Below are 25,614 nucleotides of genomic sequence, written 5' to 3'. Positions count from 1 at the left end.
CGGTTTTCCTCGCTCGCGCTCATGTCAGCCCAACTTGGAAAGGGGGACAGGCGGTTTCCCTCGCTCGCCGAAGGGAGAGCCTCGCCGATACGCGTGGACAAATGGAAGCGGCTCATAGCTTTGATGGCCCTCGCTGCGGGGATCATCGCATTGATCCCGGGACGGATGGATGCGATGAACGGGGTGAGCGCGAAAAGCGCGATTTTAATGGAGCAGCATTCCGGACGGGTTTTATTTGCCAAAGACGCCTATACAAAGCGGCGCATCGCCAGCATTACGAAAATTATGACCGCCGTTTTAGCGATTGAGTCAGGAAAGATGGATGACCTCGTCACGGTCAGCGCCCGCGCCGTTCGAACGGAAGGGTCGTCGATTTACTTGCGTCAAGGGGAAAAAATCAAGCTGCGCGATTTAGTGTACGGATTGATGCTTCGCTCCGGCAACGATGCGGCGGTGGCGATCGCCGAACATGTCGGCGGCAGCGTTGAAGGGTTTGTGTTTTTAATGAACAAAAAAGCGGCTGAAATCGGGATGCATGATACGGAGTTTGCCAATCCGCACGGCTTGGATGACGCGGAAAACCATTATTCGACCGCTTACGACATGGCGCTCTTGATGCAATACGCGATGAAAAACAGCGAATTTCGCCGCATCTCCGGGACGAAAGTGTATCGCGCGCCCGCCCCTCCGGGAGAGGAAGGTGCAAGGGTGTGGCGGAATAAAAACAAGCTCCTCACCGGCCTTTACGAATATTGCACCGGCGGAAAAACCGGCTATACGAAGCGGGCGCATCGCACGCTGGTGACGACGGCGTCCAAAGATGGGGTCAATTTGATTGCCGTCACGTTGGACGCTCCGGACGATTGGAACGACCACATCGCGATGTACGAATACGGGTTTTCCCATTATCATATCGCGAACGTGAGCGGAAAGCGAATCGTCGGCAAAATCACTGATCCGTTTTATGAAGGACGGCTGCGCGCGGCCCGCGATTTGCAATATCCCGTGACCAGCGAGGAAGAGAACGAATTGCGGGTGAACGTGTATTTGCTGAAGCCGCGCGCCGAGTGGAAAGAAGATCCGGATCGCGTTCCAGCGGCGGTCGGAAAGGCGGTGCTTTATTTGCACGATAAAGCGGTGGATGAGACGCCGCTGCTGTACGAACATAAGAAGGAGGAAAGCGGCGAAAACTCGTTTTGGGATTTATTTTCCTTTTTAGGTGTGAGAAGCGATGGTTAACCTCATTTGGGTCATGATGGCGGTCGTCGGCATCGTCTTTGCAGCGATCAACGGCACGATGGAAGAAGTGAACAAGGCGGTGTTTGAAAGCGCCAAGGAAGCGGTGACGATCAGCATCGGCATGATCAGTGTGTTAGTGTTTTGGCTTGGATTGATGGCCATCGCCGAGCGGGCCGGCCTGCTTCATAAAGTCGCGCGCCTGTTCATGCCCATTGTGCGCCGGCTATTTCCAGAGGTGCCGCCCGGCCATCCGGCGCTCGGCTACATCGTTTCGAACATGGTCGCGAACATGTTCGGCCTTGGTAATGCGGCGACGCCGATGGGCATCAAAGCGATGGAACAGCTAAAACAGCTCAACGGCGGCCGCGATGAGGCCAGCCGGTCGATGGTGACGTTTTTGGCCATTAACACGTCAAGCATTACGCTCATTCCGGCGACCGTCATTTCGATTCGCATGACGTACGGTTCGGCGGCGCCGGGCGAAATTATCGGCACGACCGTCGTCGCCTCGACGATTTCGACGGTCGGGGCAGTATTGATCGACCGGTATTATTACTGGAAACGGACGCGGAAAGGCGGGAAACGGTGATGGCCATCGTCCAGCTTCTTTCCACATGGTTGATCCCGGCGCTCATCGCTTTTATTTTGCTTTACGGTACAGCAAAGAAAGTGCCGACCTACGAAACGTTTGTCGAAGGCGGCAAAGAAGGAATTGAAATCGCGTTTTCGCTTATTCCGTATTTGGTCGGCATGCTGGTGTCGGTGGCGATCTTTCGGGCATCGGGGGCGCTTGATGCGTTGATGGCAGCTATCGAACCGTTCGCCGAGGCGATCGGGATGCCGGCGGAAATCGTTCCGCTGGCGGCTCTGCGCACGATTTCCGGCACGGCGGCGCTCGGCATGACGACCGATTTGATCGCCACCTACGGCCCCGATTCGTTTATCGGTCGCCTCGCTGCTACGATTCAAGGAAGCACGGAGACGACGCTGTACGTGCTTACGGTGTATTTCGGCGCCGTCGGCGTCAAAAAAATGGGCGACGCGTTAAAAGTCGGCGTTTTAGCGGACATTCTTAGCTTGATCGTTTCCTTTTTCATCGTCTTGCTCGTTTTCGGGCGCTGACAGCGTCCGCTTTCCCGCCAAACCGGCGGGTTTTTTCGTTTGTGATGAAGAAAAAGAGAAGCGCTGCGCTTGTATCTATGTCGCGGAAAGGGTAAGATGATGAAAGAGGTGAGGAACAATGGAACGGTTGCAAAAAGTGATCGCCCGCGCCGGCATCGCATCAAGGCGCAAAGCGGAAGAACTCATCTTGCAAGGGCGGGTGAAAGTCAACGGCCGCGTCGTCACCGAACTCGGCGCCAAAGTCGGGCCGCGCGATGATGTCGAAGTCGACGGCATTCCCGTCGAGCGTGAGGAGCCCGTTTACTATTTGTTGTACAAGCCGCGCGGGGTGATCTCGAGCGTCAAAGATGACAAGGGGCGCAAAGTGGTAACCGATTTTTTCAAAGATCTGGACAAACGGATTTATCCGATCGGACGGCTCGATTACGATACGTCCGGCTTGCTTTTGTTGACGAATGACGGCGATTTCGCCCATTCGCTCATGCATCCGCGCTATGAGATCGAGAAAGTATACGTTGCTAAGGTGAAAGGCATCCCGACAGGCGAACAGCTCAGGCAGCTTGAGCGCGGAGTGAAGCTCGAAGACGGCATGACGGCGCCGGCGAAAGTGAAGCTGCTTTCCACCGACCGGAGGAAAAACACCGCCATCGTGGAAATCCGAATTCACGAAGGCCGGAACCGACAAGTGCGCCGTATGTTTGCGGCGATCGGCTGCGACGTGCTGAAGCTGAAGCGAGAGCGGTACGGGTTTCTCGATTTAAAAGGGCTGCGCCCCGGCGAATACCGCGAGCTGACGCCGCACGAGGTGAAGCTGTTGCGCGCGATAGCGCTTTCCGGGGGAAGAAAATGACAAGTATTTGTTACATCACAGCTAGATGGATATTACTTTAATGGAATAAAATTACAAATATTGTTACATCACAGTTAGTTCCGATACCGCATGGACCTAACTGTCGCTAAGGAAAATGACAAACGTTGTCACATAACGTTCATATCTCCGCGCATAGAAACGAGACGAGTTTTGCTATAATGAAAAATGGGAGATTGTGAACTTCCATGTCGAATCCTTGCGGCCGGTGCCGCGGGGGATGAGAAATTAAAGGGGTTTGAACGATGAAAAAGCAGCAGCGCTTAGTGGTGAGGACGGCGATTTTGCTCGTGTTGCTTGCCGCGGTTGGCTACACGATTTACGCCAACTTTTTCACCGAAAAAACGGCGGTGGCTGTCGGTTCGACAGCGCCGGATTTTGTGTTGACCGATTTGAACGGACAGAAGCACCGCCTCTCCGATTACCGCGGCAAAGGCGTGTTTTTGAACTTTTGGGGGACGTGGTGCAAGCCGTGTAAGCGGGAAATGCCGTATATGAACGAATGGTATCCGGTGTACAAGCAGCAGGGAGTGGAAATATTGGCGGTCAACGTCGGCGAACCGAAGCTGAGCGTCAAAAAGTTTGCCGAGCGCTTCGGGTTGACGTTTCCGATCGTCATCGACCAAGAAGACCAAGTGTTGAACGTGTACAATGTCGGGCCGTTGCCGACGACGTTTTTAATTGACAAAAACGGCAAAGTGAAGCAAATCATTACCGGAACGATGACGAAAGAAGACATTAGACGGCATCTGGAAAGCATCAAACCGTAAGGAGTTTTGCGTCATGGAACAGGTGAAATGCGAATGCGGCCACGTGAATCCGCACGGCACGGCGTTTTGTGAATCGTGCGGCAAGCCGCTTCAAGATGTGGGCGAAAAGCCGCTTTTAGACATGCGCTACGAAGGGAGCGCGCGCCGGTCGCAAACGTACAAACGGACGATCATCGATCAAATTTGGGCGTTTTTTTCATCGGTCAAAGTCGGCGTCGCGCTCATTGTCATCACGCTCATCGCGTCGGCGATCGGGACGATTTTTCCGCAGCAAATGTACATTCCGCCAAACGCCGATCCGGCCGAATACTATGAAAAGCAGTACGGCTTGGCGGGGAAGCTGTATTACGAGCTTGGATTCAACAATTTATACGGTTCATGGTGGTACATTTTGCTTATCGCCTTGATCGGTGTCTCGCTCGTCATCTGCAGTCTCGACCGCGTCGTGCCGCTGTATCGCGCCTTGAAGCGGCAAGGAGTGAAGCGCCATCCGCACTTTCTCGAGCGCCAGCGGCTGTTTGGCGTTTCGCGGGTGAACGATCCTGACGACGCGATCGCGACGTTGACAGAGCGGCTTGCGAAACAGCGCTACCACGTCCGCGAAGAAGACGGCCATTTGCTCGCCGAAAAAGGGCGGTTTTCACGTTGGGGTCCGTACGTCAACCATATCGGCCTCATCATCTTCTTGATCGGGGCGATGCTCCGTTCTGTTCCGGGGATGTACATCGACCGCGCCATGTGGATTCCGGAAGGTGAAACGAAGGAAATTCCGGGGACAAACGGCCGCTATTTTTTAAAAAGCGAACAATTTATTTTTGAAACGTATCAAAAAGGGAAAGAGAACGAAGCGTTCAACGCCGCTATTGACCGCGTCGGCAACGGAATGATCGCGAAAAACTACCAAACGAACGTCGTGCTGTATAAGCGCGTCGGTCCGGTGATCGCTGGCGCTGAACCGAAGCTGAAAAAAGTCAAAGAATACGCGATTCGCGTCAACGAGCCGTTGAAATTCGACGGTTATGCGCTTTATCAGGTCGACTTCCGCCTTGGCGAACCGAAGGCGATGTCGTTTCAGCTCACCGATAAACGATCGGGCGCGTCGTTCGGCACGGTTCACATCGATTTGTACAACCCGAAAGAAGAATATGATCTAGGGCGAGGATATCGCGTGAAGCTATTAAGCTATTTCCCTGACTTTGAGTTTGACGAAGATGGCAACCCGTCGACAAAATCGCGCGTGCCGAACAACCCGGCGTTCGTGTTCAAAATGTATGCTCCGGATCGTCCAAAAGGGGAGACGAGCTTTGTCGCCATCCAACAGACGATCGAGCCGTTTGGCGACAACAAGTACAAAATGGCGTTTGCGGGGCTGGAGACGCGCAACGTTTCCGGTTTGACCGTCCGCCGCGATTTCACGCTGTGGATTTTAGGGATAGGTGGGGCGATTTTCATGATCGGGCTGATCCAAGGCATGTACTGGAACCACCGCCGCGTTTGGGTGCAGCGGGTCAACGGCGAACTATGGATCGCCGCGCATACGAACAAAAACTGGTTTGGCTTAAAAAACGAGCTGCGCCGCCTGCTTGACGGCACCGGCTTGACAATGCCGGCCGATCGGCTCGAGGAAGGAAAGAAAGCCCGACAAGGGGGACAAGCGCATGGTACAGCTTAGCAGCACATTGCTCTATACGGCGTTTATTTTGTATTTAATCGGCACCTTTTTCTTCGGCGGTTCGATTCGCGACAGACGGAAAGAGCGGGAAGGGAAAGACCGTTGGTCGCAGCTTGGCATCGCGGTGACGATCATAGGTTTTCTTGCTCAGCTTGGCTATTTCATCACGCGCTGGATCGCCGCCGGGCACGCGCCGGTCAGCAACTTGTTCGAGTTTACGACCTTTTTTGGCATGATGCTGGTCGCTGCGTTCATTATTATTTATTTTATTTACCGGCTGAGCGTGCTCGGGCTGTTTGCCCTTCCTGTCGCTTTGCTCATCATCGCCTATGCGAGCATGTTTCCGCGCGAAATTTCGCCGCTCATTCCCGCTTTGCAAAGCGACTGGCTGCACATTCACGTTACGACGGCGGCGGCCGGGGAGGCGATTTTGGCCATCAGCTTTGTCGCCGGGCTCATTTATTTGATTCGCGTCGTCGATCAGTCAAAACCGTCAAAGCGCACGTTTTGGCTCGAAGTGGTCATGTTTTGCTTAATTACCACGCTCGGCTTTGTCGTCGTTTCGACCGCGTTTGGTCTTTCCGGCTATGAAGCGAAGTTTACATGGGTGGATAAAAACAAACAGCGGGATGAGATGATTTACGAGCTGCCGGCGCTTGTCGGCCCGCATGAAGGCAAGCTCACCAAAGACAGCGCCGACCGCATGGAGCCGTTTTTGGAAATGCCGGCCATTATCAACGCCAAAAAGCTGAATACGGTTCTTTGGTCATTGATGGCGGGGACGGTGTTGTACATCGCGCTTCGGCTTCTTTTGCGCAAACGCATCGCCGCGGCGCTCCAACCGTGGGTAAAAAACGTCAACCTCGATTTGGCGGATGAGATCAGCTATCGGGCGGTGGCGATCGGGTTTCCGGTCTTTACGCTCGGAGCGCTCATTTTCGCCATGATTTGGGCGCAAATCGCTTGGACCCGCTTTTGGGGCTGGGATCCGAAAGAAGTGTGGGCGCTCATCACCTGGCTGTTTTACGCTGCCTTTTTGCATCTTCGTTTGTCAAAAGGCTGGCACGGCGAAAAGTCGGCATGGCTCGCCGTCATCGGCTTTGCCATTATTATGTTTAATTTGGTGGCGGTCAACCTCGTCATCGCCGGGCTGCATTCGTACGCCGGAACATAATGGAACAACAACCGGATGCTCTGTTGGCGAGCATCCGGTTTTTCGGTAAACTAGAAAATAGGGATGTTTCCATTGATGATGGGGGTGCAAAGCATTGGAAAAACAAGAAAAAACCATCCGTATTTTAGTGGTTGACGATGAAGAGCGCATCCGGAGGCTCTTGAAAATGTATTTGGAGCGGGAAAATTACGTGATTGACGAAGCGGGCGACGGCAACGAAGCGCTGGAAAAGGCGCTGGCGAACGACTATGACGTCATTTTGCTCGATCTGATGCTGCCGGGCAAAGACGGCATTGAAGTGTGCAAAGAAATTCGCGAGCAAAAAACGACGCCGATTATTATGCTGACGGCAAAAGGCGAAGAAGCGAACCGCGTGCAAGGGTTTGAAGTCGGCACCGATGATTACATCGTGAAACCGTTCAGCCCGCGCGAAGTCGTGTTGCGGGTGAAAGCGTTGTTGCGCCGCGCCGCGAACGCCGCCTACGCGCCGGTGGAAACGACGGCGAAAGACGTGCTCGTGTTTCCCCACTTGACGATTGACAACGATGCCCACCGGGTGACGGTCGATGGGAAAGAGGTGAGCTTGACGCCGAAAGAATACGAGCTGCTCCTTTTTTTGGCTCGTTCGCCCGATAAAGTGTTTGATCGCGAGCAGCTGCTGAAAGAAGTCTGGCATTACGAGTTTTTCGGTGACTTGCGCACGGTCGACACCCATATTAAACGGCTGCGTGAAAAGCTGAACAAAGCGTCGCCGCAAGCGGGAAAAATGATCGTCACCGTCTGGGGTGTCGGCTACAAGTTTGAGGCAGTGAGCGACTGATGTGGCTGTTCCGCAGTGTCGTCGGCAAACTGTGGTTCACGATTTTGCTGCTCGTCTCGTGCGTGCTGTTTATTTTAAGCATTTTGCTCATTAAATTTTTGGAAGACTATTATGTGCAGGAAGCGGAAAACGACCTCACCCGCCTGGCGACAAAAGTGGCCGAGGTGATGCACGATCACCGCGATGAAGAGCTCGCCCGCTCGATCGCTTGGACGCTGGTCGACAATCGCACGAAAGCGATCATCGTCGCCGATGAGGCGCATTATTGGTATTCGCCCGGCGGGGCAGACTCCGATGATGTGCCGCTGTCGTTCATCCGCCGCGATCGGGACTTGCGGCGGGTGCTGACAGACGGGAAAACGGTGAAAAAGCGTTTGTATATGCCAAAGTGGCAGCCAAAAGAAAAGCTGCCCCGTGATGTGATTATGGTTGGCGTGCCGATGACGATGCCGGACGGCAGCCGCGGGGCCGTGTTTATTTATCAATCGCTCGAAGCGATTGCCGATGCGACAAAGCAGACAAAGGAACTCATTTTCCTTGCCGCCTTTATCGCCATTATCATGACGACGTTTTTTGCCTTTTTCTTGTCGACGCGCATCACCGCTCCGCTCCGGAAAATGCGGCAAGCCGCGTTCGAAATGGCGCGCGGCCACTTCGATATGAAAGTGCCGATTTTAACGAATGACGAAATCGGCGGGCTGGCGATGGCGTTCAACCAAATGGGGCGGCGGCTGCAGTTTAACATTAACGCGCTCAATCAAGAAAAAGAACAGCTCGCCAGCATTTTAAGCAGCATGGCCGATGGCGTCATTACGTTTAACCGCGACGGGGAAATGTTGATTACGAATCCGCCGGCCGAGCGGTTTTTGCAGGCGTGGTATTTCGAGCAAGGAAACGGTGGGGAAGCGATGGCGCCGCTGCCGCCGCAAGTAAAAGAGCTGTTTGCCCGCGTCGTCCGCGAGGAGAAGGAGCAATCGACAGAAGTGACGCTGCAAGGGCGGACGTGGGTGATTTTAATGACGCCGCTGTACGGCAAAACGATGGTGCGCGGCGCGGTCGCCGTTTTGCGTGACATGACCGAAGAGCGGCGGCTTGACAAGCTACGCAAAGACTTTATCGCCAACGTTTCGCACGAATTGCGCACGCCGATCGCTATGCTCCAAGGCTACAGTGAGGCGATCATCGATGATATCGCGGCGAGCGAAGAAGAGAAGAAAGAGATGGCGAAAGTTATTTACGACGAGTCGCTGCGCATGGGCCGCCTTGTTAACGAGTTGCTTGACTTGGCGCGCATGGAAGCGGGCCATATCGAGCTGGAGTACGAACAAGTCAAGCTTGTTCCTTACATCGAGCGGGTGATCCGCAAGTTTTACGGGCTGGCGAAAGAAAAGCAGATTGAGCTGACAGCCGAGTTTCGTGATCGGGACATCGAAATCTCTCTCGATCCGGATCGGATCGAACAGGTGCTGACGAACTTGATCGACAACGCGATCCGCCACACGGAATCAGGCGGCACCGTTCGCCTCATCGTCGAACCGAGCGGCGATGGCGTGACGATTCACGTTCAAGACTCCGGTTCTGGCATTCCGGAGGAAGACTTGCCGTTTGTGTTTGAGCGCTTTTACAAAGCGGACAAAGCGCGGACGCGCGGACGCGCGGGCACCGGACTCGGTTTGGCCATCGCCAAAAATATCGTCGAAGCGCATAAGGGGCTCATTACCGTCCACAGCAAGCTGAACGAAGGAACGACGTTTTCTTTTTATTTGCCGAATCACGGGTCGAAACGGACGTAGGGCCGTTGGAACGAAAGGGGCTAACCGAAAAGGCGGTCTCCCCTCAAGAAAGACACAACATAATAGTGTGTCAAGGAAGCGGATGGCGCTTATATCTTATATAGCGATGAAAGAGGGTGTCCCAGTCCGTTTGGGACACTCCTTGCCTTCGTTCGCGCTACAGCGAACGGTGGATTCATTTTAGTGGTATAGACAACTAGAATATATAATGTTATAATAAGAGACAGAAAGTGGGGAAGTGCGATGAAGCGGTGGATATTGAAAAATGCCGCGGTGTATGCAGAAACAGGAACCATTGAACAAGGGTATGTGCTGATCGAAGGGGAAAAAGTGGCCGCGATCGGGCCGATGTCGTCATGCCCAACTGATGCAGGGGCGGAAGTGATCGAGCTTTCCTCGCAGTTTTCCATCGTGCCGGGATTCATCGACGTCCATATTCATGGGGCGGCCGGGGCGGATGTCATGGATGCGACCCTAAAGGCGCTTCACGCGATGGCTAAGGCGCTGCCGGCGGAAGGGACGACGAGTTTTTTGGCGACGACGATGACGGCGCCAAGCGAACAAATCGAAGCCGCGCTTCGCAACGTCGCTCGCTATATGGCGGAGGCGAACCGGCCGGGAGCCGCCGAAGTGCTCGGTGTTCATCTGGAAGGGCCGTTTTTGTCGCCGAAGCGCACCGGCGCGCAGCACCCGCGCCACCTCGTCGACCCCAATGTCTCGCTGTTTCAGCGCTGGCAAGAGGCGGCCGGCGGCCACATCCGCCTTGTCACCCTTGCCCCGGAGCGCGAGGGGGGGCTTGAGTTGGCCGCTTATTTAAAGCAAACGGGGGTCATCGCTTCGATCGGCCATTCCGATGCCGTTTACGACGAAGTGAAAGCGGCGATTCAAGCAGGAGTGACGCACGCCACCCATTTGTTTAACGGGATGCGCGGCATCCATCACCGCGAACCGGGGGTTGCCGGTGCTGTGCTGATGTTTGAAGAAGTGATGTGCGAACTGATCGCCGATGGGCTGCATGTCGCGCCACCGATGGTCCGCTTGGCTTATCGGAATAAAGGAAGCGAGGGGCTCATCTTAATCACCGATGCCATGCGGGCCAAATGTCTAGGTGATGGGCGGTATGAACTTGGCGGCCAAGAGGTGACCGTCCGCGGTCAAGAGGCGCGGCTTGCCGACGGTACGCTGGCGGGAAGTGTACTCAAGCTTGCCGAGGCCATCCGCCGTGTGCTCGATTACACCGGCTGCACGATTGAAGAGGTGATCCGCATGGCGAGCTGGAATCCGGCAAAACAGCTTGGCCTCCTTGATCGAAAGGGCAGCTTGCGATCCGGCAAAGACGCCGATGTCGTCGTGTTGAATGAACGATATGAGGTCATGATGACGTTTTGCCGCGGCGCTCTTGCTTATCGCCAGCGGGATGAAAGGGGGGAGAGCGATGGCGTTGAAGCTTTTGGAAACCGCTGACTATACCGAGATGAGCCGCCGGGCAGCGGACATCATCATCAAAGAAGTCAAGGAAAAGCCGAATGCCGTGCTCGGCTTGGCGACCGGCTCGACCGTGCTCGGTGTGTACCGCGAATTGGCCGCCGATCATCGGCAACATGGGACATCGTATCGGCACGTGCGCACGGTCAATTTGGATGAGTATGTCGGGCTCGGTCCGGATCATCCGAACAGCTATCGCTATTATATGAATCACCATTTGTTTACCCACTTGGACATCCCGCTTCACGAGACGCATGTGCCGGATGGCTTGGCTGCTGATCTTGACGAAGAATGCCGCCGCTACGAGCGGCTCATCGATGAATTGGGCGGCATCGATTTGCAGCTCTTAGGCATCGGCCGCAACGGCCATATCGGCTTTAACGAGCCGGGAACGCCGTTTTCATCGCCGACTCATGTCGTCAAGCTCGCCCCGTTGACGCGTGAAGCGAACGCCCGCTTTTTCCCGTCGTTGGATGATGTGCCGCGCTATGCCATAACGATGGGAATTGCGACCATTTTGCGGAGCCGCCGCATCGTGCTGTTGGCGTCAGGGGAGGAAAAAGCGGAAGCCATTGCCCGGCTTCTCGAAGGCGTTGTCACACCGGATTTGCCGGCTTCGGCGCTTCACCTTCATCCGGACGTGACGATCATCGCCGACTGCGAGGCGCTCTCGCTCATCCCAAAGGAAAAGCGGAAAGGGGATGCGCCATGATCGATAAACAGTCGCCGATTCCGATTTACTATCAGCTCGAGCAATATATAAAAGAGAAAATCGAAAAAGGGGAATGGCGGCCGGGCGAGATAATCCCGTCGGAGCGGGAGTGGGCAGAAACGTATGACATCAGCCGGATGACCGTTCGCCAGGCGGTCAACAATTTAGTGAACGATGGCTATCTCGTCCGCCGGCGCGGGAAAGGAACGTTTGTCGCCGCCAAAAAAATCGAGCAGCCGCTGAAAGGGCTGACGAGCTTTTCCGAAGATATGCGGGCGCGCGGCATGGAGCCCGGCACGATCGTCCTCCGCTTTGAGACCGTTCCCGCTTCCGAGAAGCTTGCTGAAGGACTTGGCGTCACAAAAGGCGATGACCTTTATGAAGTCCGCCGCCTCCGGTTGGCCGATGGCTTGCCGATGGCGCTGGAGACGCTCTACATTCCCGTCCATCTTGTTCCCGGGCTGACGCGTGATGTTGTAAGCGGTTCTGTCTATGAATTTATCGAAAAGGAAACAGGATTGATCATCGGTTCTGCTGTTCAAACATTGGAAGCGTCCGTCGCCCGCAAGCTGGAGGCCGAGCATTTGCAAGTGAAAGAAGGGGCGCCGGTGCTGCTGCTTGAGCGCCGCACCTGCCTTGATGACGGCCGGCCGATGGAAATCGTTAAATCGGTGTACCGCGGCGACCGATACAAATTTATGATTGAAATGGAAAGGGGAGGAGTATGAATGTTAGGCTTTTTACAGCGAATTGACAATTGTGTCACACGCTTGCGCCTAAAAGTGAAAGACATGTCAAAAGTCAACGAAGCAGAATTGAAACGTTTGGGAGCGAAAGGTGTGCTTCGCCTCAACCAAACGGACTTGCAAGTGATTGTTGGCACGGATGTCGAATTTTTAGCCAATGCGATGAGAAAACGGTAAAAAGCGAGATGGTTGGGCCGTTCAATGGTTGGCAAACATGAAACTTTTTTTTGCCCTCCACGTATGACTATAGAGGATGCGGTGCTCTGCCAAAACAACGTGCGTTGCTGCCCGTTGCGGAGCGGCGCGAGCCAATGAAAAATGGAAGGGGTCGGGGTGAGAAATGAGCATGTTTGGAAAAGTCGCGGCCGATGTGCTTGGATTGAGCGACATCGGTTCGGTCATTCAACCGAAAGACTACGACAAAGTCGATGCCGATGATTACGTGATGCACGAGGATGGAGAAAAAATCTACTTCCTTATTAAATCGAAATCCGATGAGTATTGCTTCACCAACCGTGCGCTCATTCATCTGGACGGCACGAGCGCAACAAGCAAAAAACGGACGCTGCGCCGCTACGATTACTACAAGCATCCGATTTCCGACGTGTCGCTCGAGACGGCCGGAACGGTCGATTTGGACGCGGAAATCAAATTCAAAATCGGGACGCACGCCTACTCGATTGATGTGCATAAAAAGCATATCGAGGAACTGAAAGATTTGTATAAATCGCTGCTTGCGATCGCCGATATTTGCCGCGAAAATGAAATGAAGCTCGACTATGCCGAGCGGAGCCTCGAGCTGGCGGCCAAGGTGTTTGCCAACATGCGCGGCGACGGCGCCAATGTGTCGACGGATTTTCAGGCCGTGAATGAATACGCGTTTCGATGGCTGACAGAAGCGAAAAAGAACTATACGGTGAAAGATTTCGGCTTTGTATTTGAAAAATACATCGAGCAGTGAGGAGATGAAACTTGCATTCGGGAAAGACGCCGGGCTAGAGGGAGGCGTCTTTCCCTGTTTTTCAAAGGAGCGCGGCGTTGCCAAACGGTGAAGGGGGCGAGAGTGGAAGTAGGCAACGTGGGGAAGTTTTGCGATCTCATGCGGACACGAACGCTGAGACACCGCAAGGAGCAGCGCTTGTTTGTTGTCGCTCGGTCGCAAATTGATGGTTGTCAAATGAGCGATGTTGCTTTAATATAAAATTGTCCATATCCGAATTATTTCGTCGATTCGCAGCAAGGTGCCGAAAAGGCTTAATAGGGAATCCGGTGGGAATCCGGAGCTGTCCCCGCAACTGTCAATGCGGACGAAATGAAATCGCCACTGTACGGACGGATGGCTTGCGCTGTTTTCCGTACGGGAAGGCTTCAGAGTAGGATGACGCATGAGCCAGTAGACCTGCCTTGCTTGCCGCAGTTTCCGAATCTTCGGGGGGTGAGACGCGGAAACAGTCGCATAGGGCATAGTTGTGCCCATTGGTGGTCTGTTTCCCGCTCATTCCCCGACCGGACGGAATGGGCGTTTTTTTATTGTCCATACATCATTGAAGGGGGGACGTACGGATGAAGCGTTGGAAATGGTCTGCGGCGCTCGCTGCTCTCCTCCTTTTGGCCGCTATGCTTGCCGGTTGTGGCAGCGGAGCGGGCAGCAGCGCCCAGCCGACAAAAAAAGAGGAGCCGAAGACGGAGCAATCGGCGTTTCCGGTGACGGTGAAAGACGGGTTGGGGGAAGAGGTCACCATCAAAGCGGAGCCGAAAACGATCGTTTCGCTCATCCCGAGCAATACGGAAATCGCCTACGCGTTGGGGCTCGGTGAAAAAATCGTCGGCGTCAGCGATTTTGACAATTACCCTGAAGACGTCAAGACGAAAACGAAAATCGGCGGCATGGAGTTTAACGTTGAGAAAATTCTTTCGTTGAAGCCGGATCTTGTCTTGGCTCATGCGTCAAGCGCCCATAACTCGCGCGATGGCTTGCAGCAATTGAAAGACGCCGGCATCACTGTGCTTGTCGTCAATGATGCGAAATCGTTTGCGGACGTGTACGCCTCGATCGAGCTCATCGGCAAAGCGACGGGAACGGTGGACAAAGCGAAGCAAGTGATTGAAGGGATGAAAGAAAAGCTTTCGCAAATCGAAGAAAAAGCGAAACAAATTCCGGCGAACAAGCGGGCGAATGTGTGGGTGGAAGTGTCGCCGCCGCCGCAGCTGTATACGGCCGGCAAAGGAACGTTTATGGACGAGATGCTGCAAGTGATTTCAGCGAAAAACGTCGCCGGCGATTTGGAAGGCTGGCCGATGGTGACCGAGGAAAAAGCGGTGGCCTATAAGCCGGATGTGATCATCACGACATACGGCGGGGCGAAACAAGTGCTCGAGCGCGCGGCCTGGAAAGATGTGCCGGCGGTGAAAAACAAGCGGGTGTATGATGTCAACACCGATTTGGTCAGCCGGCCGGGCCCGCGCCTCGCCGAAGGGGTCGAGGAACTTGCCAAAGCCATTTACCCGGAAGTGTTTCAGTAAACTACCGATGTATATCATGGCCGTTACGGCGGCTGTATTTTCGCTGCTCGCAGGGGTATCGACAGGGTCGCTGTCGATTCCCTTTTCTTCTATTATCGAGATTCTCGCGTCACAATGGCTCGGAATGCCGCTCTCGTCGGACGTTCCTTCCGACTGGGTGCCGATTGTGATGGCGATCCGCCTGCCGCGCGTCGTGCTCGCCTTTTTGGTTGGCGCTTCGTTGGCGCTGGCTGGGGCGGCGTTTCAGGGGCTTTTGAAAAACGCGCTCGCCGACCCGTACACGCTCGGCGTTTCATCCGGCGCGTCGGTCGGCGCGGTGCTCGTGATCTTCCTTGGCTGGCAATGGCCGTTGTTCGGCACGTTTACATTGCCGATCGTCAGTATCGTATGCGGCATGGCGACGCTTGCGGCCGTCTTGGCGTTTACTCGCGCCGTCGATCGGCGAATGTCGGTGGAGACGATCATTTTAGCCGGCATTATTTTCGGGGCCTTTTTTAGCGCCTTCATTTCGCTCATGATCGCTTTGACCGGCGACGAATTGCGGCAAATCATCTCTTGGCTGATGGGGAGCGTGGCGATGCGCGGATGGAAATACAGTGGATTGCTGTTTCCGTTTTTCCTCATCGGTGCCGTGGTGTTGATCGCCAACGGCCGCGAGTTGAACGCGTTCGCGTTCGGCGAGGCGGTGGCGCTTCATGTCGGCGTTGACGTTGCGCGCCGGAAAATCGTTATTTTGACGGCGGCCGCCTTGCTCACCGGAGCGGCGGTGTCGGTGTCGGGGACGATCGGCTTTGTCGGGCTTGTCGTTCCCCACATCGTGCGGCTTTTATGCGGGCCGGACTACCGGGTGCTTTTGCCGCTATCGCTCTTGTACGGGGGGGCGTTTCTTGTGTTCGCCGATCTGGCGGCGCGGACGATCATCGAGCCGCGCGAGCTGCCGATTGGCGTCATCACTTCGCTCGTCGGCGCTCCGCTGTTTGCCGTTTTGTTTTTCCGAAAAACGAAGCGAAAGTTGGGATGACGATGCTGCAAGTGCGAGAGGTGTCGCACCGATACGGGACGACTCAAGTGCTTGACCGGGTGACGTTTTCCGTGGAGAAAGGGGAGCTGTTTGGCATCATTGGGCCGAACGGCAGCGGCAAGACGACATTGCTCAAGCTCATCAGCAAAGAGCTGCCGCTGGCAAGCGGCGAGATTGCCATCAGCGGTTGGCCGCTTTCCGAACTGTCGACAAAACAGTGGGCGCGCTTGGCCGCCGTCCTGCCGCAAACGTTGGAAACGGCGCACGGCTATACGGTGAAAGAAACGGTGGCGCTCGGCCGCTACGCCCATCAGCGCGGCTTGCTTCCAGCGTGGACGGCGGAAGATGAAGCCGCCGTTCAAGAGGCGCTCGCCGTTGTCGGCCTCGCCCACAAAATGGATGCGCCGCTGGAGCGGTTAAGCGGCGGCGAGCGGCAGCGGGCTTATTTGGCGCGGGCGCTCGCTCAAGAGCCGCAGCTGCTCTTGTTGGATGAGCCGACCAACCATATGGATGTAAGCGGGCAAGTCCGGCTTTTGGACCGGCTTACTGCAGCGGCTCGTGCCCGCGGTTTGACGGTGGTCGCGGTCTTTCATGAGATGAACGTCGCCAGCCTGTATTGCGATCGGGTGCTCGTTTTAAAGGACGGGAAAACAGCCGCGCTCGGCGCGCCGGCGGACGTCATGACGCCAGCGCTGCTGAATGACGTGTTTGCCGCTCCGGTCGTGCGCCAAGCGCATCCAGCGGCGGCCAAGCTGATGTTTTCGTTTGTGCCGCAACATCGCGAGGAGAAAACGCCGCTCGGTGGGCTGCGCCCGGTTTTTTTGGCCGATGCGGTCGTTCTTGCTTCACCAAGGCCGCTGCGCGTCTTGTCGTCCGCTTTGGTTGGCGCCGGATTTCAATGGGCGACCCATTTCGTCAACCGCCAAGTCGGCCTGGATTACGACTGCGGCGACGCGGAAGAGGAGATGCGCCGCTATTTGAAACGGCACGGCTTTTCCCCGGAGCGGACGATCGGCATGATGACTGCTGTCGATGTCCATGACGCCGTTTGGCTTCAAGAGGAAAGGAAAGGGTGTTCGGCCGCGGTGTTAGTCACCGCCGGGGTCGGCAATGCGGTCGACGCGGCCCGAGCGTGGCGGCATCAGCCGGCCGCCGCGAAGCCAGGGACGATCAATATGGTCATTGTCGTCGATGGGACGCTAACGGAAGCGGCGTTCGTGCAAGCGGTGATGACGGCGACGGAGGCGAAGGTGAAGGCGCTTGCCGAGCGGTCGGTTTGCGATCCGGAAACGCGAACGCTGGCTACCGGCACATCGACCGACTCGCTGGCGGTGGCGGCGACGCAAACAGGGCGGTCGTTTTCCTACGCTGGAACGGCGACCGAGCTTGGCCGCACGCTTGGCCGGCTTGTGTATGAAGCGACCATCGAGGCGCTCGATCGCTGCGAGCGGCGGAGGGGAAAGCGATGACTCATATGACGGCATTGGCGTTAGCCTTGTTTTTGGATGCGCTGGTGGGCGACCCGCGCTGGCTTCCGCATCCGGTGCGAGGCATGGGAAAACTGATCGCTTCGCTCGATCGCCGCTGGAATAACGGAACAAAGAGAAAAGCGAAAGGGACCGCGGCTTTGGTCGTCGTGCTGGCTGTTGTTTACGGGCTGTCGGCGCTCGCGGTGGCGGCAGGGTATGCGGTGTCTCTGTACGTAGGGGTGGCGGTCGAGTCGGTGCTCATTTTCACCGCCATTGCCACGAAAAGCTTGGCTGTTGCGGCGGAAGAGGTGCGTCGGCCGCTTGAAGCGGGCGATCTTTCCAAGGCGCGCCAGGCGCTGTCGATGATCGTCGGCCGCGACACCGAGCGGCTCGATGAAGCCGGCATCACTCGCGCCTGCATCGAGACGGTGGCGGAAAATACGAGCGACGGCATCACGGCCCCGCTCTTTTACGCCGCCATTGGCGGCGCTCCGCTCGCTTTGTTGTATCGGGCAGTAAACACGTGCGATTCTATGATCGGTTACAAAAACGAGAAGTATCGCGAATTTGGCTGGGCGGCTGCCCGGTTCGATGATGTGTTGAACTATGTTCCGGCGCGGCTGACGGCGCTCGTGATGGTGCTTGTTTTCGGCGGGCGCCGCCTCCGTGCGGCGCTGGCGATTTTGTTTCGCGACGCCCGCCGCCATCCGAGCCCGAACAGCGGGTGGCTGGAAGCGGCGATGGCCGGTCTGCTTGGCGTGCAGCTTGGTGGAACGAATACATACGGCGGCCTTGTTTCCGTCCGGCCGACGCTCGGCGATGCGGTGGTGCCGCTTTGTCCCGCTCACATTCGCCGGGCGGTCGCGATCATGATCGGGACCGTGCTCGTGTTCGCGTTTTTATTATGGATAGGAGGGATGATCGTTGCCATGGCCAGCGCATGGGGCGAATCCGCGCGCGCTTTATGAGCAATGCGGACTGAAGCCCCCCGATCAGTATATCGATTTCAGCGTCAATACGAACCCGTACGCGTTGCCCCCGTCCGCCTGGCCGACCGGAGAAGACTGGGCGCGTTGGGCGAGCGAATATCCCGATCCGGAAGCCAAAGCGCTCAAAGAGAAAGTGGCTGAGCGAGAGCGCATTCGCCCTGAGCAAGTGCTTGTCACCAACGGGGCGGTGGAGGCGGTGTATTTGTTGGCAGCCATGTTTGCCGGCCGCCGCGTCGGCGTCTTGGAGCCGGCGTTTTCTGAATATCGGCGCGCCTCTCTTGCTTACGGTTGCGAAGTGACGTCATTGATGGCGGAGGAAAGCCGCGGATTTTTGCCTGATCTTGACGAAGCGGCTGCGTGGGTGGCTGAGCGTGAAGCGGTGTTTCTTTGCCATCCGAACAACCCGACGGGAACGGTGCTCTCAAAGGGGGATCTTCACGCCCTCATTGCCGCCGCCCATCGGGCTGGAACGTACATCATCGTGGATGAGGCGTTTTACCCGTTTTGGTGCGGCGGATTTACAGCGGTGCGTTGGCTAGACTGCTACCCCCGCTTGATCGTGCTTCGCTCGCTGACGAAAATCTACCACTTGGCCGGGGCGCGCCTTGGCTATGTGGCAGCCGATGAAGCGGTCATTGCCTCGCTGCGGAAACGGCAGCCGCCATGGAGCGTAAGCCGCGTCGCCCAGCAGCTCGGGCTTCGCTTTATGGAGATGGAGTCGTTTGCCGTTTGGACGAAAGAGCGGATCGCCGCCGAGCGGGAGCGGGTGTTTCGCTCGCTGCCGCTGAATCGGTATCGTGTGTTGCCGTCGGCCGTCAACTTTTATTTGCTGCGGCCGCTGTCCGGCCGGACAATGGAGCTGTTTTGGCATCTGTTGGAGCGCGGGATCGTTCCGCGCCATACGATGAATTTTCCCGGCTTGGATGGGCGCTACTTGCGCTTCGCTGTCAAAACGCAGGTGGAAAACGATCAGCTGCTTGAAGCGTTGGCGGGGTGGGACGGTTGATCGTTTTTGTGAGCGGCGCGGTGCGGAGCGGGAAGAGCGAGATTGCGGAAGCATGCGCCATCCGGCTCGCTTCTGTCGGAAGGATTCATTATATCGCCGCTGCGCCGGCCGACGATGAAGAAATGGCTGGGCGCATCCGCCGTCATCAAGAGCGGCGGGCGGCCACCGCGGCGCGGTGGGTCGTGTGGGAAGTCCCGTTTTCATCGCGGGGGCTGGCCGCTTCTTTGCGGGCGGACGATGTTGTCCTGCTAGATTGTTTGACGACTTGGTGGGCGGCAGAACTGTTTGTAGGAGATGATTGGAAAATGATGAAAACGGCTGACGAAGCCGCCCGTCGCCTGCTTGATGAGGTGCGGGCGTGGGCCGGACGGTGCCGGGCGGTGGTGGTCGTATCCAATGAGCTGTTTTCCGGCGGGGTGCCGGATGATGAGGGCACGTTTCGCTACATGAAAACGCTTGGGTGGCTTCATCAGCAGTTGGTTGCCGCTGCCGGGGCGGCCGCTGTAGTCGAATGCGGCCTTCTGCGCGTGAAAAAAGGACGGTGGCCGCAATGAAGAGGGCGTGGAGCGGTTGGTGGCTGGCGCTCCAGCTGCTGACCGTCTTTCCGATCCGGCGCGCCGTCGAATGGAATGAGTGGCACGTCCGTTGGCTCGTGCGGTGCATGCCGTTGGTCGGGGGGCTGATCGGCGCATGTTCGGCTGCGCTGTATGCGCTTTATCTGTCGCTTTCCTTCGGTTCGCCGCTTTTTTGGTCGTTTCTCCTTCTTTGGCTCGGCGTTTGGCTGGCCGGAGGGCTGCACGCCGATGGGCTGATGGATGTCGGCGATGCGTTTTTTTCCTACCGCGATGTGAAGCGGCGGCAAGAAATTATGTCCGATTCGCGCGTCGGCGCATTTGCGGTGCTCGTGCTTTTCACCGTGCTGTCGTTCCGTTGGCTGTTTTTGTACGAATCGCTGCAAACCGGTGTCCCATGGGCGCTGTTGGTGGCGGTTCCTTGTTTATCGCGGGCTGGCGCCGCCTCGCTTCTTGTCGTCGCAAAGCTGGCAAAGCCGACAGGAATGGCGGCTTCGCTCCGCGAATACAGTTCATGGCGCGATGCGGTGGGCGCGCTGATGGCTGCTTTGTTCGTGCTCGCGTTATTGGCGGCGATCGGCGCTGTCCCGCTCCCAACCGGCTTGGCGTTGTTGGCGGCGACCGGATTGTTGGTGGCGGCGGCTCGGCGTTGGGCGGAAACCCAGTTTGGCGGCATTACCGGCGATGTGCTTGGCGCGTTCATTGAAGGGGGGGAAACGGTGCTGTGGGGCGTCATTTGGCTCTTACACTCATCCGGCATGGCATGACGGAGGAAAACCGGCGCCGCGCTTACATCGGTTGGCTTGATGTTCCGCTGGCGGCCGAGGAGCGCGAGCGGCTTCGCCGGCTGCGCACAGAACGGTTCGCTCCGCTCGATCTGTTAGTGGGCAGCGATCTTCGCCGCTGCCGCGAGACGGCCGCTTGCTTGTTTCCGGGACGGGAGGCGGATTGGTGCGCCGCGGAATGGCGTGAGCTGTCCTTCGGGGCTTGGGAAGGGCGGACGTTTGCGGACTTGAAAGACGACCGTGCGTATCGGCGCTGGCTGGAGTCTCCCGAAGCAGCGGCCCCGCCCGGCGGTGAATCGTATGCCGAGTTTCAGAGGCGCATCATGCAGGCGCTCGCAAAGACGCTTGCCTTGGCCGAACGATCAGGGGCTTGCCATGTCGTTGTTGTCACTCACGGCGGCCCGATCCGCCTTTTGCTGGAGCGGTATGCGCCGGATCTTCGTCCGTTTTGGGAATGGGAGGTGCCGTTTGCCGGGGGCTATACGTTGGAATCAACGCTTGAGCGTTGGAAGGAGGGGAAACGATGCATTTCGTTGTCGGCGGTGCGTTTCAAGGAAAGCGAAAATGGGTGCGGGAACGGTACGGAGTAGGCGATGGCAGCCACATCGTATGGCAGGACGGCTATCAAGCACCATACCAAGCGCCCGATGATGTCCACGGGGCGAAAACAGTCGTCCTTGACGGGCTCGAAGCCGCCATTCGTCGCGTTCCGGATGTGGACGAATGGGAGAAGCGCTTTGGCGACTGGCGGCGCTGGGAGGCGGCGGCACCCGGCCGCGCCGTCGTTTGGATCGGCACCGATGTGACGCAAGGCATCGTCCCTGTCGATAGGGAAGAGCGGCGTTGGCGTGATGCGGTCGGCCTCTGTTACCAACGGCTGGCCGCTATGTGCAGCCGCGTTGACCGACTTTGGTGCGGGCTGGTTGAACGATTGAAATAAGGAAAGGGGAGAGGGCGAATGAGGCTGTATACACGGACAGGAGATCAAGGAAAAACGAGTCTAGTCGGCGGGCGCGTCGACAAAGACCATTTGCGCGTCGAGGCGTACGGGACGATCGATGAGGCCAATTCGGTGATCGGTTGGGCGTTGGCTTTGCTTGTGGACGATGAACGGTTTCGCGACCTTTGCGCCGAGCTGCAAACGATCCAGCATGAGCTGTTTGACTGCGGCGGCGACTTAGCCATTGTCAACGGCAAGCTGCCGTATAAAGTGAACGATGAGATGGTCGCTCGTTTGGAGGCGCGCATCGACGCGTATGTCCAAGAAGCGCCGCCGTTGCAAAAATTCATTTTACCGGGCGGGTCGAAGGGGGCAGCGGCGCTTCATATGGCGCGCACCGTGACGAGAAGAGCGGAGCGCTGCATCGTTTCTTTGCAAAAAGCCGAGCCGATCAACGATGTGGTTCTCAAATATATGAACCGCCTATCCGACTATTTGTTCGCTGCCGCGCGGGTTGTGAATGCGCGGCTAGGGGTGAACGATGTCGAGTACGAACGAAGCGCCATCGTGTTTCGCGACAAGGAGGAGACGCCATGAGCCGTCGCTTGGCATGGCTGGCCGTTTGTTTGGCGTTGTCCGCCGTTGGGTCGTTCATCAAGCTGCCAACGTTTGTCGGCAGCATCGCCTTAGACAGCGCTCCGGCTCTTGTCGCCGCAGCCATCCTCGGTCCGCGTGCCGGGGCGGCGGTGGCGGGAATCGGGCATTTGATTTCCGCGTGGCTCGGCGGTTGGCCGATCGGACCGTTTCATTGGCTGATTGCTTTGGAAATGGCCGCGCTTGGCGCCCTGTTTGCCTTGCTCTATCAGCGGGGCTGGAAAATAGGAAGCGCCGCGATCTTTATCATTGGCAACGCTTGTTTCGCCCCGCTGCCGCTGGCCGCTTCGTTCGGTTGGTCGTTCGTGTTAGCGGTCATTCCGCCACTGTCGATAGCGGCGCTCATCAATGTCTTGATCGCGATGGCGGTCATCCCGTCTGTCGAGCGTGTCGCGGGAAAAGCAAGGGGGAAAGTACCGCATGCGTGATGTGCTGTTTTTACCGCTGGCGGACGGCGTGGAGTTGGCCGTTGCCGCCGATGGTTCAGCGGCGGTCGGAGACAAGCCGGGCGATGTCGTGTCTGCTCCGGCTGATGTCGTCGCCTATTTCGCCGCCCGCGTCGCTTTGCTGGAGCTGTTGAGCGTCGGGGCCGAAGCGAGGGCGGTCGTGCTGCAAAATTTCATCGCCGACGACCGTTGGGAGGCGCTTTGCCGCGGTGTTGAGCGAGCAGGCCGAGAGCTCGCTCTTTCCCTCCCGATCACCGGCAGTACGGAATCCAACTTTCCAACCGTGCAGTCGGCGCTTGGCGTGACGGCGCTCGGGACGGTGGGCAGCCAGCGAAAGCGGATCGGGATGACGCCAGAGACGGCGCGGTTTGCCGTGATCGGCCGCCCGCTCGTCGGGGCTGCGGTGTTGGCCCAACCCGAATGGGTGCTGCCGCTTTCCCTTTTCGCCGAGCTGCTTGTTTCGCCCCATGTGTATGAGCTCGTGCCGATCGGATCGAAAGGCATTTTTTACGAATGGACAGGGCTGTTGGCCGCCAATCGCCTCCGCTTCCGCAGTTGTTCGTGTCCGCTGTCGCTTTTTTCATCCGGGGGACCGGCCACCGCCGTGCTGATCAGCTATGACCCAGTTGGCGAACCGAAGCTGAAGCAGCAAGCTGGACGGCTCTTTTTCCCGTTGTTTGCCGAACGGTAGCCATGCCCCCATTTCTGTGCAAAAAGTGGTTTTCTTTTTCATCGTCACCCGTTATCATGAAGATAATGGGATTTTTTTTGGTTCGGCTGTCAAGCGAAACAAGGCGATGCCGCCGCTTTCGTACGGGGGCCGCCCGATGGTCAAAAGCAGACGAATGGCCGTGGTCCATGGGGAAGATAGGGGGAGAGAAACGATGGACCCCGTCTTTGAGCAGTTGTATGAAAAATATCACGATGACTTGTTTAATTTTTTGTTTTACATGGTGCGGAATCGAGAGCAGGCCGAAGATTTAGTCCAAGAAGTCTACGTCAAAGTGCTTCGCTCATATAAGCGGTTTGAAGGGCAATGCAGCGAAAAAACGTGGCTGCTGTCCATTGCGCGCCATGTGGCGATCGATTTTTTCCGCAAGCAAAAACGCCGCCGTCAGTGGGTGGGGGCAGCGGATTGGAGCGAGGAACAAATCAGCGCGGATGGTCCGCAGCCTGAGGAACTCGCCATTCAAAACGAGGAAATTCAGCAGCTGTACCGTTGTTTGGCCCGTTGTACGCTCGATCAGCAGCTCGTGCTGGTGCTTCGTTTCATCCAGTCGTTGTCGATCGCCGAAACGGCGGAAGCGCTCGGCTGGACGGAAAGCAAGGTGAAAACAACACAGCACCGCGCCTTGAAGGCGCTGAAGCACTATATGGAGGAAGAGGCGGAGCGGGAAGGTGGGGCATGTGAAAAAGTTTCAGTGGAGTGAGCAGTGCATTGAACATGGGTTAAAGCAGATGCCGACCGTGAAAGACCGCCGTTCCAAAGAAGACGTTTATCAGCAATGGCGGCGCGCTCAGCAGGCGCGCTGGAAACGTCGGTGGCGCGCGGCAGCGGCGGTAGCGACGGTGCTGATCGCCGTTGCGCTCGGCAGCCATCGGTGGGTCGCGCCGGAGCAGGAGGAGAAACAGAAGGCCGCATCGCCGGCGGAAATGACGCCGACCAATAGCGCTTCGGCGCCGGCGGAAATGATGATGACGGCGGATGCGGCTTCAAAGGCGGCGGAACAAAACGAAACCGTGGCGGTGATCGCCTTGCCCGACCGGCGCGGCGGTTTTGTGGTGCCGGTCGCGGTGCCGCTCGATGACCGGCTTGCCCCGGCGGAGCGGGTGGCGGCTGCCATCGATGAATTGAGCCGCACTCGGCTTCGCGATGCGGCCCGCTGGTTCGATGGCGTTACCGTGGTGCCGGAAGCGGAGGACGGGCGCACATGGGCGGTGGACGTTCCGGCCGGGCATCGTGTGTTTGCAGCCAGCGGCAAAGAACAGCAACTTTTTTTGGCGGCGGTGACGGAGACGGTGCGGCAAATGGGCGGACGGCGCCTCCACTTTTTCACCGCTGGGAAAGAAGGATTGAATTTGCCGGCGGTGGGGCGGTTGCACCTGTCAAAAATCGGTGGGCAAAAACGAATGTATTATATTAGCCGTACGTCTTCGTTTCCAGCCGTCGTGCTCATTCCAGCCCCGAGCGACGCCTCGACGCTTCTTGAGGCGCTGCAGCGGATGACCAAGCCGGGGGGAAGCGGGCTGGAACCGGCTGTTCCGCAAGGGGTAGAGATCACCGGAGTGAAGGTGGATGAACGCCACGCGACGATCCGCCTCCGCGTGTCCGTTTCGCTTGACACCCAAGACGCAGCGCGCATGGTGGAAGCGATGTTGCTGACGGCGAAAGAGTTTGGAATACATGACGTGACGCTGGCCGCCGCTGGTCGTTCCTCCCTTGGTTCGTATCGGCTTGGAGAGCGAATCGCCGTGCCGCCGGGGCCGAACCCGGAAGTAGTGGCGGCAGCAGGGCGGTAGCGGGGTGGCGCTGTTTTGTTATCGTTTTGTAAATGGCGGCGCGGTTCTGTTCTAGCGCCGATCGTTTTGACATAAGACTTATATGGTGTGAGAGGAAGAGGTCGTCACCGCGCGGCTCTCTTCTCGATTTGCCAAGCCTCTTTTTGAGCGCAGGAGGCGGCTTAGCCGTTGCGGGGAGCTTCGGTCCGCGCCAGCATGCGGAGCAGGGGATGAAAAAGGAGCATTCCCGTTAGGAGCTTTTCCGGGGACTTGATCAAAAAAAGCCCTCTTGGTATGATGCAGGGGTGT

Annotated in this window: 27 protein-coding genes, 1 pseudogene and 1 riboswitch; all 28 genes and pseudogenes read left to right on the top strand. The window is 57.1% G+C overall.

The features are described 5' to 3' along the window. The first annotated feature begins 93 nt into the window (after positions 1–93). Positions 94–1,239: a D-alanyl-D-alanine carboxypeptidase family protein gene (locus B4113_RS14085; protein ID WP_231559843.1), complete on the top strand. Its 1,146-nt coding sequence runs from the start codon at positions 94–96 to the stop codon at positions 1,237–1,239. Beyond that, complete coding sequence (locus B4113_RS14080; protein WP_033844099.1) at positions 1,232–1,828, top strand: nucleoside recognition domain-containing protein; 597 nt, start codon at positions 1,232–1,234, stop codon at positions 1,826–1,828. Before B4113_RS14085 ends, B4113_RS14080 begins: the two co-directional genes overlap by 8 nt. Beyond that, positions 1,828–2,361: a spore maturation protein gene (locus tag B4113_RS14075; RefSeq protein ID WP_033844098.1), complete on the top strand. Its 534-nt coding sequence runs from the start codon at positions 1,828–1,830 to the stop codon at positions 2,359–2,361. The genes B4113_RS14080 and B4113_RS14075 overlap by 1 nt, the downstream gene beginning before the upstream one ends. 118 nt (positions 2,362–2,479) lie before the next feature. Beyond that, entirely contained in the window at positions 2,480–3,211 is a 732-nt protein-coding gene (locus B4113_RS14070) for a pseudouridine synthase (protein ID WP_033844097.1), read from the top strand. 263 nt (positions 3,212–3,474) lie between these two features. Continuing rightward, positions 3,475–3,999, top strand: coding sequence for a thiol-disulfide oxidoreductase ResA (resA, locus tag B4113_RS14065; RefSeq protein ID WP_033844096.1), 525 nt, complete (start codon positions 3,475–3,477; stop codon positions 3,997–3,999). Between the two features lie 13 nt (positions 4,000–4,012). Further along, complete coding sequence (locus B4113_RS14060; protein WP_033844095.1) at positions 4,013–5,671, top strand: cytochrome c biogenesis protein ResB; 1,659 nt, start codon at positions 4,013–4,015, stop codon at positions 5,669–5,671. Beyond that, on the top strand, positions 5,658–6,845 hold the full coding sequence (ccsB, locus tag B4113_RS14055; RefSeq protein ID WP_033844094.1) for a c-type cytochrome biogenesis protein CcsB: 1,188 nt from the start codon (positions 5,658–5,660) through the stop codon (positions 6,843–6,845). Before B4113_RS14060 ends, ccsB begins: the two co-directional genes overlap by 14 nt. Positions 6,846–6,939: 94 nt before the next feature. Then, the gene (locus B4113_RS14050; protein ID WP_033021090.1) at positions 6,940–7,665 is read left to right on the top strand and encodes a response regulator transcription factor; all 726 of its coding nucleotides are present in this window, start codon (positions 6,940–6,942) and stop codon (positions 7,663–7,665) included. Beyond that, positions 7,665–9,458: an ATP-binding protein gene (locus B4113_RS14045; RefSeq protein WP_033844093.1), complete on the top strand. Its 1,794-nt coding sequence runs from the start codon at positions 7,665–7,667 to the stop codon at positions 9,456–9,458. The genes B4113_RS14050 and B4113_RS14045 overlap by 1 nt, the downstream gene beginning before the upstream one ends. A gap of 243 nt (positions 9,459–9,701) precedes the next feature. Beyond that, positions 9,702–10,922: an N-acetylglucosamine-6-phosphate deacetylase gene (gene nagA / locus B4113_RS14040; protein ID WP_033844092.1), complete on the top strand. Its 1,221-nt coding sequence runs from the start codon at positions 9,702–9,704 to the stop codon at positions 10,920–10,922. Continuing rightward, complete coding sequence (gene nagB / locus B4113_RS14035) at positions 10,894–11,655, top strand: glucosamine-6-phosphate deaminase (RefSeq protein WP_033844091.1); 762 nt, start codon at positions 10,894–10,896, stop codon at positions 11,653–11,655. The genes nagA and nagB overlap by 29 nt, the downstream gene beginning before the upstream one ends. Then, positions 11,652–12,383, top strand: a complete 732-nt coding sequence (locus B4113_RS14030; RefSeq protein ID WP_033844090.1) for a GntR family transcriptional regulator — start codon at positions 11,652–11,654, stop codon at positions 12,381–12,383. The genes nagB and B4113_RS14030 overlap by 4 nt, the downstream gene beginning before the upstream one ends. A 12-nt stretch (positions 12,384–12,395) precedes the next feature. Continuing rightward, positions 12,396–12,578: pseudogene (locus B4113_RS14025) on the top strand (glucose PTS transporter subunit EIIB); the annotation flags it as partial. A gap of 169 nt (positions 12,579–12,747) precedes the next feature. Beyond that, positions 12,748–13,362, top strand: coding sequence for a PH domain-containing protein (locus B4113_RS14020; RefSeq protein WP_033844950.1), 615 nt, complete (start codon positions 12,748–12,750; stop codon positions 13,360–13,362). 261 nt (positions 13,363–13,623) lie between these two features. Then, a riboswitch (cobalamin riboswitch) is annotated at positions 13,624–13,823 on the top strand. A gap of 141 nt (positions 13,824–13,964) precedes the next feature. Further along, a complete protein-coding gene (locus tag B4113_RS14015; protein WP_061912596.1) occupies positions 13,965–14,924 on the top strand; it encodes an ABC transporter substrate-binding protein in 960 nt (319 codons plus the stop codon). Continuing rightward, positions 14,890–15,945, top strand: coding sequence for an iron ABC transporter permease (locus tag B4113_RS14010; RefSeq protein WP_061912595.1), 1,056 nt, complete (start codon positions 14,890–14,892; stop codon positions 15,943–15,945). Before B4113_RS14015 ends, B4113_RS14010 begins: the two co-directional genes overlap by 35 nt. Next, positions 15,942–17,414 carry an adenosylcobinamide amidohydrolase gene (locus B4113_RS14005; RefSeq protein ID WP_061912594.1) on the top strand — a complete coding sequence of 491 codons (1,473 nt, stop codon included), beginning with the start codon at positions 15,942–15,944 and terminating at the stop codon, positions 17,412–17,414. The genes B4113_RS14010 and B4113_RS14005 overlap by 4 nt, the downstream gene beginning before the upstream one ends. Beyond that, entirely contained in the window at positions 17,411–18,382 is a 972-nt protein-coding gene (cbiB, locus tag B4113_RS14000; RefSeq protein ID WP_061912593.1) for an adenosylcobinamide-phosphate synthase CbiB, read from the top strand. The genes B4113_RS14005 and cbiB overlap by 4 nt, the downstream gene beginning before the upstream one ends. After that, entirely contained in the window at positions 18,339–19,409 is a 1,071-nt protein-coding gene (gene cobD, locus B4113_RS13995) for a threonine-phosphate decarboxylase CobD (RefSeq protein WP_061912592.1), read from the top strand. The genes cbiB and cobD overlap by 44 nt, the downstream gene beginning before the upstream one ends. Further along, positions 19,406–19,963 carry a bifunctional adenosylcobinamide kinase/adenosylcobinamide-phosphate guanylyltransferase gene (locus tag B4113_RS13990; protein WP_061912591.1) on the top strand — a complete coding sequence of 186 codons (558 nt, stop codon included), beginning with the start codon at positions 19,406–19,408 and terminating at the stop codon, positions 19,961–19,963. The genes cobD and B4113_RS13990 overlap by 4 nt, the downstream gene beginning before the upstream one ends. Beyond that, positions 19,960–20,748, top strand: a complete 789-nt coding sequence (locus B4113_RS13985; protein ID WP_061912590.1) for an adenosylcobinamide-GDP ribazoletransferase — start codon at positions 19,960–19,962, stop codon at positions 20,746–20,748. The genes B4113_RS13990 and B4113_RS13985 overlap by 4 nt, the downstream gene beginning before the upstream one ends. Then, positions 20,706–21,356, top strand: coding sequence for a histidine phosphatase family protein (locus B4113_RS13980; protein WP_033021124.1), 651 nt, complete (start codon positions 20,706–20,708; stop codon positions 21,354–21,356). Before B4113_RS13985 ends, B4113_RS13980 begins: the two co-directional genes overlap by 43 nt. After that, positions 21,290–21,706, top strand: coding sequence for a bifunctional adenosylcobinamide kinase/adenosylcobinamide-phosphate guanylyltransferase (locus B4113_RS13975; protein WP_033844085.1), 417 nt, complete (start codon positions 21,290–21,292; stop codon positions 21,704–21,706). Before B4113_RS13980 ends, B4113_RS13975 begins: the two co-directional genes overlap by 67 nt. An 18-nt stretch (positions 21,707–21,724) precedes the next feature. After that, positions 21,725–22,303, top strand: a complete 579-nt coding sequence (locus B4113_RS13970; protein ID WP_033844084.1) for a cob(I)yrinic acid a,c-diamide adenosyltransferase — start codon at positions 21,725–21,727, stop codon at positions 22,301–22,303. Continuing rightward, the gene (locus B4113_RS13965; RefSeq protein WP_061912589.1) at positions 22,300–22,788 is read left to right on the top strand and encodes an ECF transporter S component; all 489 of its coding nucleotides are present in this window, start codon (positions 22,300–22,302) and stop codon (positions 22,786–22,788) included. The genes B4113_RS13970 and B4113_RS13965 overlap by 4 nt, the downstream gene beginning before the upstream one ends. Next, on the top strand, positions 22,781–23,497 hold the full coding sequence (locus B4113_RS13960) for a hypothetical protein (protein WP_061912588.1): 717 nt from the start codon (positions 22,781–22,783) through the stop codon (positions 23,495–23,497). The genes B4113_RS13965 and B4113_RS13960 overlap by 8 nt, the downstream gene beginning before the upstream one ends. 193 nt (positions 23,498–23,690) lie before the next feature. After that, a complete protein-coding gene (gene sigX, locus B4113_RS13955; RefSeq protein ID WP_061912602.1) occupies positions 23,691–24,236 on the top strand; it encodes an RNA polymerase sigma factor SigX in 546 nt (181 codons plus the stop codon). After that, positions 24,214–25,326, top strand: coding sequence for a GerMN domain-containing protein (locus tag B4113_RS13950; RefSeq protein ID WP_061912587.1), 1,113 nt, complete (start codon positions 24,214–24,216; stop codon positions 25,324–25,326). Before sigX ends, B4113_RS13950 begins: the two co-directional genes overlap by 23 nt. Positions 25,327–25,614: the final 288 nt, after the last annotated feature.

Source organism: Geobacillus sp. B4113_201601 (assembly GCF_001587475.1).
GTDB lineage: Bacteria > Bacillota > Bacilli > Bacillales > Anoxybacillaceae > Geobacillus > Geobacillus icigianus.
This window is presented reverse-complemented; position numbering and strand designations above follow the sequence as displayed.